General features: G+C 63.6%; 6 protein-coding genes. 1 reads left to right on the plus strand and 5 read right to left on the minus strand.

The genetic code is table 11. The annotated features are described in order from the left end of the window. The 3 genes from HDG32_RS25720 to HDG32_RS36680 all read right to left on the minus strand — a co-directional run bounded on the left by HDG32_RS25720 (window position 1) and on the right by HDG32_RS36680 (window position 4,559). Window positions 1-2,880 carry a valine--tRNA ligase gene (locus HDG32_RS25720; RefSeq protein WP_184071736.1) on the minus strand — a complete coding sequence of 960 codons (2,880 nt, stop codon included), beginning with the start codon at window positions 2,878-2,880 and terminating at the stop codon, window positions 1-3. A 949-nt stretch (window positions 2,881-3,829) separates the two neighbouring features. Next, window positions 3,830-4,072 carry a hypothetical protein gene (locus tag HDG32_RS25725; protein WP_184063607.1) on the minus strand — a complete coding sequence of 81 codons (243 nt, stop codon included), beginning with the start codon at window positions 4,070-4,072 and terminating at the stop codon, window positions 3,830-3,832. A 1-nt stretch (window position 4,073) separates the two neighbouring features. Continuing rightward, window positions 4,074-4,559: a DUF2778 domain-containing protein gene (locus HDG32_RS36680; protein ID WP_260336592.1), complete on the minus strand. Its 486-nt coding sequence runs from the start codon at window positions 4,557-4,559 to the stop codon at window positions 4,074-4,076. A 265-nt stretch (window positions 4,560-4,824) separates the two neighbouring features. Here HDG32_RS36680 and HDG32_RS25735 point away from each other — a divergent pair, with 265 nt between their 5' ends. Beyond that, window positions 4,825-6,729 carry a propionate--CoA ligase gene (locus HDG32_RS25735; RefSeq protein WP_184071739.1) on the plus strand — a complete coding sequence of 635 codons (1,905 nt, stop codon included), beginning with the start codon at window positions 4,825-4,827 and terminating at the stop codon, window positions 6,727-6,729. A gap of 44 nt (window positions 6,730-6,773) precedes the next feature. Here the strand turns inward: HDG32_RS25735 and HDG32_RS25740 are convergent, their stop codons facing one another. Together HDG32_RS25740 and HDG32_RS25745 are read right to left on the minus strand one after the other, a co-directional pair. Continuing rightward, window positions 6,774-7,568, minus strand: coding sequence for a 5'-methylthioadenosine/adenosylhomocysteine nucleosidase (locus tag HDG32_RS25740; protein ID WP_184071741.1), 795 nt, complete (start codon window positions 7,566-7,568; stop codon window positions 6,774-6,776). Next, on the minus strand, window positions 7,565-9,928 hold the full coding sequence (locus HDG32_RS25745) for a UvrD-helicase domain-containing protein (protein WP_184028466.1): 2,364 nt from the start codon (window positions 9,926-9,928) through the stop codon (window positions 7,565-7,567). The genes HDG32_RS25740 and HDG32_RS25745 overlap by 4 nt, the downstream gene beginning before the upstream one ends. Window positions 9,929-10,242 lie beyond the last annotated feature (314 nt).

Below are 10,242 nucleotides of genomic sequence, written 5' to 3' on the forward strand. Positions count from 1 at the left end.
TCAGGCCGGCAAGCGGGCCAGTTGGGCTTTCAGCTTGCCGACCGTGGCTTCGAAATCGGCCAGCCGCTTCTGCTCCTGTTCCACGACCGCCGCCGGCGCCTTCGCAACGAAGGCCTGATTCTGTAGCTTACCGTTGCACTTGACGATTTCGGCGCTCAACCGCGTGATCTCTTTCGACAGGCGTTCGCGTTCGACCGCTGCGTCGATTTCGACCTTCAACACGAGCTTGTCCGTTCCTACGATAGCAATAGGCGCGCCATCCGCCTGGGCGTCGAGCGCGGCCTCGTCGGCGATGATCTGCACCTCGGACAGACGCGCAAGTGCCTGAGCGTAAGGCGCGAAAGTACGAAGACGCTCCGCATTGCCGGTGGCGAGCAACGGCACCTTCACCGCCGGCGACAGGTTCATTTCTCCGCGCAGATTACGGCATGCATCGATCACCGCTTTGAGGTCGGTCGCCCACCGCTCGGCGTCTTCATCGAGCTTCGACGGCTCCGCGACGGGGTACTGCTGCACCATGATGGACGCCTCGCCCTCGGCCTTGCCTTCCGGGTAGCGTCCCGCGAGCGGCGCCACTTTCTGCCACAGCGCTTCGGTGATGAACGGGATCACCGGATGCGCGAGGCGCAGCACCGTTTCGAGCACACGCAAAAGCGTCCGCCGCGTGGCACGCTGCTGGTTCGGCTGCCCCGTCTGGATCTGCACTTTGGCGAGTTCGACGTACCAATCACAATATTCGTCCCATACGAACTTGTATATGGCGTTGGCCACATTGTCAAAACGATAGTCGGAAAAACCCTTGACGACTTCCGCTTCCACGCGCTGCAGTTGCGACACGATCCAGCGGTCGGCCTGCGAGAAATGCAGATTGCCTTCTGGCCCGCATTCGCCACATTGCGCCGGCTGGCCGAAACCGCAGTCGTGGCCTTCGCAGTTCATCAGCACGAAGCGCGTGGCGTTCCACAGCTTGTTGCAGAAGTTGCGATAGCCTTCGCAGCGCGCGAGGTCGAAATTGACGTTGCGGCCGAGCGTGGCCATCGACGCCATCGTGAAGCGAAGCGCGTCGGTGCCGAACGCCGCAATGCCGTCCGGAAACTCCTTGCGGGTCTTCTTCTCGATCGACGCGGCCAGCTTCGGATTCATCAAGCCGGTGGTGCGCTTCGCGACGAGCGCGTCGAGGTCGATGCCATCGACGATGTCGATCGGGTCGAGCGTGTTGCCCTTGCTCTTCGACATCTTCTGGCCTTCGGCGTCGCGCACGAGACCGTGCATATAGACCGTTTCGAACGGCACCTTGCCCGTGAAGTGCGTGGTCATCATGACCATGCGCGCGACCCAGAAGAAGATGATGTCGAAGCCGGTGACGAGCACCGACGACGGCATGAAGTGCTTCAGCTCTTCGGTTTCGTTCGGCCAGCCGAGCGACGAGAACGGCACCAGAGCGGACGAGAACCACGTGTCGAGCACGTCTTCGTCGCGCTTCAACGCCCCCGTGTAGCCGGCCGCGACGGCCTTTGCGCGCGCGTCCTCTTCGGTCCTGGCGACGAACACTTCGCCGTTCTCGCCGTACCACGCCGGAATCTGATGACCCCACCACAGCTGACGCGAGATGCACCAGTCCTGGATGTTTTCGAGCCACTGGTAGTACGTGGTGGTCCAGTTTTCCGGCACGAATTTGATCTGGCCGTTGCGCACGACGTCGAGCGCGGTTTCGGTGATCGACTTGCCCGGATTGAACGTGCCTTCGGGCGCCGGCTTGCTCATCGCGACGAACCACTGGTCGGTCAGCATCGGCTCGATCACGACGCCGGTGCGGTCGCCGCGCGGCACCATCAGCTTGTGCGGCTTGACCGATTCGAGCGCACCGAGCGCCTCGAGATCGGCGACCACCAGCTTGCGGGCTTCGAAACGGTCGAGGCCGCGGTATTTTTCGGGCGCGTTGTCGTTGATCTTCGCGTCGAGCGTGAGGATTTCGATTTGCGGCAGCTTGTGGCGCAGGCCGACCTGATAATCGTTGAAATCATGCGCGGGCGTGACCTTGACAACGCCTGTGCCGAATTCGCGGTCGACGTAATCGTCGGCGATGATCGGCACTTCGCGGTTCGACAGCGGCAGCGTGATGGTCTTGCCGATCAGGTGGGCGTAGCGCTCGTCTTCCGGGTGCACCATCACGGCGGTGTCGCCGAGCATGGTTTCCGGACGGGTGGTGGCGACGGTCAGATGGCCCGAGCCGTCGGTCAACGGATAGTGGATGTGCCACAGGTGGCCGTTTTCTTCTTCGCTGACCACTTCGAGGTCGGATACGGCGGTGAGCAGCACCGGGTCCCAGTTCACGAGGCGCTTGCCGCGATAGATCAGGCCCTGTTCATACAGACGCACGAACACGTCGCGCACGGTGGCCGACGTCTTGTCGTCCATCGTGAAGTATTCGCGCGACCAGTCGATCGATGCACCGAGACGACGCACCTGATTCGTGATCGTGGAGCCGGATTGCTGCTTCCACTCCCACACGCGCTCGACGAACTTCTCGCGGCCGAGGTCGTGGCGCGACACGCCCTGCGCGTCGAGCTGGCGTTCGACGACGATCTGCGTGGCGATGCCCGCGTGGTCGGTGCCCGGCACCCACAGCGTGTTCTCGCCGAGCATGCGGTGATAGCGGGTCAGGCCGTCCATGATGGTCTGGTTGAACGCGTGGCCCATGTGCAGCGTGCCCGTGACGTTCGGCGGCGGCAACTGGATCGAGAAATCCTTGCGGTTCGCGTCGAAGGAGGGCGCGGCGTAGGCGCGCTTTTCCCATTCAGGGCCCCAGTGGGCTTCGATGGTGTGGGGTTCGAAGCTTTTTGCAAGCGTCGAGGTCGGGTCGCTCGGGGTGTCGCTCATGTTTCTGTTAAAGGCAGGATTTTGGAGGCGGGGAAGGGTTGATTATAGCTGGACGAGGTTTTTTGCCGGCCGGCGGCCGGTGTGGACAGGGGTTATGCTTTTTTCGTTGTTCTGGCTTTGTTGGCCTTTCCTTGCTCACTTGTCGGTCTATTAGCGTTGCCCCTGTGCGGGGCGGGGCTTTTTTCGTTGTTCTGGCTTCGTTGGCCTTTCCTTGCTGACTTATCGGTCTATTAGCGTTGCCCCTGTGCGGGGCGGCACCTACTTTCTTTGCTGCTGCAAAGAAAGTAGGCAAAGAAGACAGCTAAAACCGCTAGCTCATAAGCGGGTCCCCTGCTTGGAAGGGGTAGTGGTGCATCTGGAATCCGTGCCCCCGCACATTCCCCGTTCGTGACAAAGCCATCATCCCTCCCACTCCGCACTACGTGCGTCGCGGACGGGTCTGCCTGGGAAACCAATGGTTTGGCCCGCGCAGCGGGGGCCCTCGGCTGCGCCTCGGCGATGCGCCGAAACAACCGGTGGTTTTGGAACGGGGTTTCGGCGCGCGCAGCGCCGCCGGAAGAATGACCGCCTTGTCACTGGTGCCGAATGTGCGGAAGCACGGATTCCAGATGCACCACTACCTTATGCGGACCGAGGGACCCGCTTAAGAATTAGCGGTTTGAGCTGTCTTCTTTGCCTACTTTCTTTGCAGCAGCAAAGAAAGTAGGTGCCGCCCCGCACAGGGGCAACGCTAATAGACCGATAAGTGAGCAAGGAAAGGCCAACAAAGCCAGAACAACGAAAAAAGCCCCGCCCCGCACAGGGGCAACGCTAATAGACCGATAAGTGAGCAAGGAAAGGCCAACAAAGCCAGAACAACGAAAAAAGCCCCGCCCCGCACAGGGGCAACGCTAATAGACCGATAAGACAACAAGGAAAGGCCAACACCGCAAAGAACACCACCCTCGCCTTAGCCCCGCATCCGCCTCCACAGCAAAAAACCCACCGCAATGACGATAACCGCAACACCGTCGACAACAGCCAGCACCGGCAAAGGATCGCTCCACTTGTCCATGTTCGTCGTGCGCGAATAATAGGGCTCGCCGCTTCCATACGCTTCGTCCAGGTTAATCACGTTAAACGCAGCAACCGCAACGACAAGGGCAAGCAGAACTACGCCAGCGAGAAAACGGGCGATGCTGGACTTCCGCATGTCAGTACCTAACCGTCAAGGGAATGTTGCAATCTGGCGACGACGTAGCCGCCTCCTTCAGGTCGCGTACGAAAGATTCCATCCCGGCATGCAGGTTGATACAACCCGCGCTACCCGCATGCGTGCCGCCGTGGATAAAAAAGCCGCCCCGTCCATACGTCTGTGTTCCGGGATAGACATGAATCGTGATCCGATGATCACCCCAGGCAGCACGCGGGGCAAAGTTGTACCAATGGTTCTCCCACATCTGCGAAGGCTCAATCCAATATTGGCCGGGGGGAATTGGACCCACACCATCTTTGCGCTGACGCATCGACGAATAATCGAATTTTCCGCCGCTATCCGTTCTTCCGGACACGGCGGCATAGATACGGGAAGTCGGACCACTCATGGTCAAAAAACGACCGTTGAAGTTTAGAAATACTTGAGACCTCGGGCAAGCTGGAACACGCGGACTACCACGCTCCGAGGCGTATCGATCGGACATACAAACCTCAATATCTGGGGGAAACGACCTGTCACGTTGATCGCCTCTACCTTACCTGGCGGAGCAGAAACAACAAATGGGCGACGGATGAAAATGACGAACAACGACTTTCTTCTGTTGCCCTTCGCCCTTACGGCGAACCCGCTTGCCCCCCCTCCCGCCCGTGGCTATGCTTGTGCGCATAACCAGCACCGCACCGGGCGCGCAATTTACGATTCCGTTTCATCCAACCCCGTCCACTCCCGCCGCACGAGGATCGCCGCCGATGACCCGCTACCGCGATTTCCACCGCCGCTCGATCGACCACCCCGAAGCCTTCTGGCGCGAAGAAGCCCAGCGCATTCACTGGCACACGCCATTCGGCACCGTGCTCGACCGCTCGAAGCCGCCGTTCGCGCGCTGGTTCGTCGGCGGTCGCACGAACCTCTGCCATAACGCGGTCGACCGGCATCTGGCCGAACGCGCGCAGCAGAACGCGCTCGTCTACGTATCGACCGAAACCGGCATCGAGCGGCACTACACGTATGCCGATCTGTACGCCGAAATCAACCGGATGGCCGCCGTCATGCGCTCGCTCGGCGTGAAGCGCGGCGACGTCGTGCTGATCTATCTGCCGATGATCCCCGAGGCGCTGTTCGCGATGCTCGCCTGCGCGCGGCTCGGCGCGATCCACTCGGTCGTGTTCGGCGGCTTCGCGGCGCCGAACCTCGCCACGCGTATCGACGACGCGAAGCCCGTGCTGATCGTCACTGCCGACGCCGGCGCGCGCGGCGGCAAGGTGGTCGACTACACGCCGCTCGTCGACGAAGCGCTCGCGCGCGCCATGCACAAGACACCGCATGTGCTGCTGATCGACCGGCAGCTCGCGCCCGCGCGACTGAACGCGCCCTACCTCGTCGCCTACGAGCCGCTGCGCGAACAGTTCTTCGACGCCCACGTCCCGTGCGAGTGGCTCGAATCGAACGAGCCGTCGTACGTGCTGTACACGTCGGGCACGACCGGCAAACCGAAGGGCGTGCAGCGCGATGTCGGCGGCTATGCGGTCGCGCTCGCGGCATCGATGGAATACATCTTCGAGGGCAAGCCCGGCGACACCATGTTCACCGCGTCCGACGTCGGCTGGGTGGTCGGCCACAGCTACATCGTGTACGCGCCGCTGATCGCGGGGCTGACCACCGTGATGTACGAAGGCACACCGATTCGTCCGGACGGCGGCATCTGGTGGCGGCTCGTCGAACACCACAAGATCAACCTGATGTTCACCGCGCCGACCGCGATACGCGTGCTGAAGAAGCAGGACCCGGCGCTGATGAAGGCAGCCGATCTGTCGAGCCTGCGCACGCTGTTTCTTGCCGGCGAACCACTCGATGAACCGACCGCCGAATGGATCTCCAACGCGTTGAACAAGCCGGTGATCGACAACTACTGGCAGACCGAAACCGGCTGGCCGATGCTCGCGATTCCGCGCGGCATCGAGGCACTGCCGACCAAGCTCGGTTCGCCGGGCGTGCCCTCGATCGGCTATAGCCTGAGCGTGCGCGACGAGCTGACCGGCGAGCCCTGCGCGCCCGGCGAGAAAGGCGTGCTGACGCTCGACTATCCGCTGCCGCCGGGCTGCATGTCGACGGTATGGGGCGACGACAAGCGCTTCGTCGGCACCTACTGGTCGAGCGTGCCGAACCAGCAGGTGTATTCGACGTTCGACTGGGGCGTGCAGGACGAGGACGGCTACGTGACGATCCTCGGCCGCACCGACGACGTCATCAACGTCGCGGGCCATCGCCTCGGCACGCGCGAGATCGAGGAGGCGCTGTCGAGCCATGCGGCTGTCGCGGAAGTCGCGGTGGTCGGTGTGACCGATCCGGTCAAGGGTCAGGCGGCGATGGCCTTCGTCGTGTTGCGCGGCGCGCAGGGAGAAGGCGACCCGAGCGAGCGCGCGCGGCTCGAAGCCGAGCTGGCGATGACGGTCGACCGCCATCTCGGCTCGCTTGCGCGGCCCGCGCGCGTGGTGATGGTATCGATGCTGCCGAAGACGCGCTCCGGCAAGCTGTTGCGCCGCGCTATCGCGGCGCTCGCCGAAGGGCGCGAGCCGGGCGATTTGCCGACGATCGAAGATCCGGCCGCGCTGCAGCAGGTGCGCGACGCGCTCGGCGACGGCAGGAAGGAATAAGCGGGCCGATCAGCGGGCGACCAGGCGGACGAACAAGCGGGCGCTCAGCCCGCGCTGTCTCGCGTGCCGAGAAAGCGCGCGAGAATCGCGTTCGAATACGTGCCCGCGATCCCGGTCAGGAACGACATGAACGATCCGGGCGCGTGGTCGTCGGCGGTATCGGAGATCGTGCGCACGACCGCGCACGGCACGCCGTACTCGTAGCAGACCTGCGCGATCGCCGCGCCTTCCATCTCGACCGCGAGCGCGTCGGGCAGCGCGTCGCGCAACGCCGCGACGGCCGCCGCGCTCGCGACGAACTGATCGCCGCTGACGATCAAGCCGCGATGCACGCGCGGCGCGCGCGTGCCGAAGCGCGCCGCGCAGGCCGCGCCTTCCTCGGCGACGAACTGCTCGCATGCGGCGGTTAGACGGTCGGCGAGCGCCGCATCGGTGGTGAAGCGCGACATGCCGAGCAGCGGCACCTCGAAGCGCGGAAAGAGCGGCGACGCGTCGATATCGTGCTGCATCAGCGCGCTCGCAACGACGATATCGCCGACATGCACGTCGCCGCCGACACCGCCCGCGACACCGGTGAACACGATCGCCTCGACATCGAACGCGTGGATCAGCGCACTGACCGTCGCGGCCGCCGCGACCTTGCCGACGCGCGCGAGCGTGACGACGCACGGCGTGCCGTGCACGGTGCCGACGTGGTAGTCACGCTGGCCGTGCGTGACCGTGCGCACGCCGGACTCGGCGCGCATCGCTTCGATCAGGTCGCCGAGTTCCTGCGGTAACGCGGCCAGAACGCCGAGCGGCCGCCGCGCATCGTGGCTGAGATTCAAGGGCGTGCTCATTCGACCGCCTGCAATTTAGCCACCGCCAGCGCCAGCCACTTTTCGCCGTGCCGCTTGAAGCGGACCTGCGCTTTCGCGTCGGTACCGTTGCCTTCGAGTGCGGTGATCGTGCCTTCGCCGAACTTGGTATGAAACACCTGCTGGCCGACGCGAAAGCCCGTGTCGGCCGCGCGTTGCTCGTTCGCGAACGCGGGCGCCGGCGCGGAGGTCACCGCCGCCGTCGACGCCGAACCGCCGCCGTACCCCGGCCGCGCGAACCAGTCGCGCCCGTAGCCGGCGTTGTCCGAGCGGCCGCCCCAGCGCGAGCCCGCCTCGACCTTCGGCGTCAGCCACTTCAGCGTTTCCTGCGGCAATTCGTCGAAGAAACGCGAGCGGATGTTGTAGCGGGTCTGGCCGTGCAGCATCCGGCTCTGCGCGAAAGACAGGTACAGCCGCTCCTTTGCGCGCGTGATCGCGACGTACATCAGACGCCGCTCCTCTTCGAGGCCGTCGGCCTCCATCGCGCTGTTCTCGTGCGGGAACAGCCCCTCTTCGAGGCCGGTGATGAACACCGCGGTGAATTCGAGCCCCTTTGCCGCGTGCACCGTCATCAGCTGCACCGCTTCCTGGCCGGCCTGCGCCTGGTTGTCGCCCGCTTCGAGCGATGCGTGCGACAGAAAGCCCGCGAGCGGCGTCATCGTGTCGGGGTTTTGCGCCGGATCGGCGATGCCCGGTGCGTCGAGGACCACCGTGGTCGGATCGTCGGTCGCGACCGCGAGTTCGGGCGCGGCGCTGGCTCCTGGGCGCAGCGGAATCGAGCGCGCGGGCGTATCGAGCCCGTAGCCTTCCTCGCTGACGAACGCGGCGGCCGCGTTGACGAGTTCCTGCAGGTTCTCGAGCCGCTCCTGGCCTTCGCGCTCGTTCTGATAGAAGTCGGCGAGACCGCTCGCGCGGACCACGTACTCGACGGTCTCCGGCAGGCTCATCTGCTGCGTGTCGGCGCGCATCTTGCCGACGAGGTTCGCGAACGCGGCGAGGCTCGAGCCGGCCTTGCCGGCGACGTACGGAATCGCCGCGGCCATCGAGCAGTTGTACAGACGCGCCGCGTCGGCGAGCTGTTCGATCGAACGCGCGCCGATGCCGCGAGTCGGGAAATTGACGACGCGGCCGAACGCGGTGTCGTCGTTCGGGTTGTCGATCAGGCGCAGGTAGGCGAGCGCGTGCTTGACTTCCTGACGTTCGAAAAAGCGCAGGCCGCCATACACGCGATACGCGATGCCCGCGTTGACGAGCGTGTGCTCGATCGTGCGCGACTGCGCGTTGCTGCGGTAGAGCACCGCGATTTCGCTGCGCGACAGGCCGGTGTTGATCAGCGCGCGAATCTCTTCGACGATCCAGCCGGCCTCCTGCGAATCGGTCGCCGATTCGTAGACGCGCACCGGTTCGCCGTGACCCGCGTCGGTACGCAGATTCTTGCCGAGGCGTCGCGAGTTGTTCGCGATCAGCTGGTTGGCGGCATCGAGAATATGGCCGTGCGAACGATAGTTTTGCTCGAGCTTGATCAGATTGCGCACGTTGAACTCGTGCTCGAAGTCGCGCATGTTGCCGACGTTCGCGCCGCGGAACGCGTAGATCGACTGGTCGTCGTCGCCGACCGCGAAGATTGCGTTGTGCTGGCCCGCGAGCAGCTTCAGCCACGCGTATTGCAGCTTGTTGGTGTCCTGAAACTCGTCGACGAGGATGTGCCTGAAGCGCGCCTGGTAATGCGCGCGCAGCGGCGGATTGTGCGCGAGCAGTTCGTAGCAGCGCAGCAGCAGCTCGGGGAAGTCGACGACGCCTTCGCGCTGGCATTGCTGATCGTAGGCTTCGTAGAGTTCGACGAACTTGCGGTTGAAGTTGTCGGTGGCGTCGACGTCTTTGGGGCGCAGGCCCTGCTCTTTCGCGTTGTTGATGAAGTACTGGAGATTTTTCGCGGGGTACTTTTCGTCGTCGATGTTGAGGCCCTTCATCAGGCGCTTGATCGCCGACAGCTGGTCCGCGGTATCGAGAATCTGGAATGTGGCGGGCAGCCCGGCGTCGCGGTGATGCGCGCGCAGCATACGGTTGCACAGGCCGTGGAACGTGCCGATCCACATGCCGCGCGTGTCGATCGGCAATAGCGCCGAGAGGCGCGCCATCATTTCGCGGGCGGCTTTGTTCGTGAAGGTCACCGCGAGGACGGTCGCGGGGGACGCGAGGCCTTGCTGAATCAGCCACGCGATGCGGGTGATCAGGACGCGGGTTTTGCCGCTGCCGGCGCCCGCCAGGATCAGGGCGGGCTCATTCGGGAGCGTTACGGCGGCGTGTTGTTCGGGGTTTAGATTCGAGAGGAGGTCGGGCATTTTTTTGCTGAGGCGCAGTTCGGGGGACATTATATGCCCCGGCGGGGGCGGCGCTTTTTTTGGTTTTTTTGTTCTTCTGGATATGGGTTGGGTTTTTTTCGTTGTTCTGGCGGTGTTGGCCTTTCCTTGCTTTGTTATCGGTCTATTAGCGTTGCCCCTGTGCGGGGCGGCACCTACTTTCTTTGCTGCTGCAAAGAAAGTAGGCAAAGAAGACAGCTAAAACCGCAAACTCTTAAGCGGGTCCCTCGGGCTGCATGAGGTAGTGGTGCATCTGGAATCCGTGCTCCCGCACATTCCGCGCCAGTGACAAGGCA

Origin of the sequence: Paraburkholderia sp. CI2, assembly GCF_014201055.1 — a bacterium.
In the GTDB taxonomy this organism is placed as follows: Bacteria; Pseudomonadota; Gammaproteobacteria; order Burkholderiales; family Burkholderiaceae; genus Paraburkholderia; species Paraburkholderia tuberum.

Excerpts from the sequence above, each read along its gene's own strand:
- HDG32_RS25720 (WP_184071736.1), bottom strand. The coding sequence starts at position 2,880 with ATGAGCGACACCCCGAGCGACCCGACCTCGACGCTTGCAAAAAGCTTC.
- HDG32_RS25725 (WP_184063607.1), bottom strand. The coding sequence starts at position 4,072 with ATGCGGAAGTCCAGCATCGCCCGTTTTCTCGCTGGCGTAGTTCTGCTT.
- HDG32_RS36680 (WP_260336592.1), bottom strand. The coding sequence starts at position 4,559 with ATGTCCGATCGATACGCCTCGGAGCGTGGTAGTCCGCGTGTTCCAGCT.
- HDG32_RS25735 (WP_184071739.1), top strand. The coding sequence starts at position 4,825 with ATGACCCGCTACCGCGATTTCCACCGCCGCTCGATCGACCACCCCGAA.
- HDG32_RS25740 (WP_184071741.1), bottom strand. The coding sequence starts at position 7,568 with ATGAGCACGCCCTTGAATCTCAGCCACGATGCGCGGCGGCCGCTCGGC.
- HDG32_RS25745 (WP_184028466.1), bottom strand. The coding sequence starts at position 9,928 with ATGCCCGACCTCCTCTCGAATCTAAACCCCGAACAACACGCCGCCGTA.